Here is a 1,010-nt window from a genome sequence, read left to right as displayed (position 1 = left end):
GGTGTCGTTCCATGCGGTGAGGACGTCATGCCGTTCGGCGTCGGAGAGCAATTCGATCTCACCGACCGGAATATTCGCGTCGGCGACGACAGCAGCGAGGATACGAGACAACCGAGCAACAAAACCCTCCACCGTCGCCCGATCGAACAAATCCGTCGCATACGTCAAAAACCCACCCACACCCCCAGCCGCACCCGACTCCTCATACACATCACCAACAATCAAATGCAAATCGAACTGCGACACATCCACATCAGCATCCACCCCAGCCACCGACAAACCCGGCAACTCCAACACCGCACGCGCCACATTCTGAAACGACAACCCCACCTGGAACAACGGATGACGCGCCGTCGACCGCGGCGGATTCAACACCTCCACCAAACGCTCGAACGGCACATCCGCATGCGCGAACGCCGCCAAAACCCCCTCACGCTGACGCCCCAACAAACCCGCGAACGACTCCCCACCATCAACCCGCGACCGGAACACCACGGTATTGACGAACATACCGATCAAATCATCCAACTCACGCTCACCACGACCCGCCACCGGCGTACCCACAGCAACATCCGAACTGCCCGACAACCGCGCCAACAACACCGCAAACGCCGCATGCACCACCATGAACAACGTCGCACCATGCGCACGAGCAAGTTCCACCAAACCGGCATGCGTCACCGCATCCACACTCACCGGCACCCGCGCACCCGCCAACGACGCCACCACCGGACGCGGCCGATCAGCCGGCAACTCCAGCAAATCCGGCAAACCGGCAAGCTCGGCACGCCAGAACGCGATCTGGCGAGCCGCCAACGACTCGGGATCGGACTCCTCACCCAACACCGCACGCTGCCACAACGCGTAATCCGCATACTGCACCCGCAACGGCGACCACCCCGGCGCATCACCCGAGACACGCGCCGAATACGCCACCATCACATCCCGCACCAACGGACCCATCGACGACGCATCCGCCGCGATATGATGCACCACCACCACCAGCACAT

At 61.9% G+C, this 1,010-nt stretch carries 1 protein-coding gene; it reads right to left on the bottom strand.

Going from position 1 to position 1,010, the window contains the following annotated elements:
- Positions 1–1,010: condensation domain-containing protein (locus U3653_RS33180; RefSeq protein WP_323124771.1), on the bottom strand; the 1,010-nt coding region annotated here is incomplete at both ends.

It is taken from the genome of Nocardia implantans (genome assembly GCF_035544775.1).
GTDB classification, from domain to species: domain Bacteria; phylum Actinomycetota; class Actinomycetes; order Mycobacteriales; family Mycobacteriaceae; genus Nocardia; species Nocardia implantans.
The sequence above is the reverse complement of the archived record's forward strand: the minus strand, read 5'-3'. Positions and strand labels throughout refer to the sequence as shown.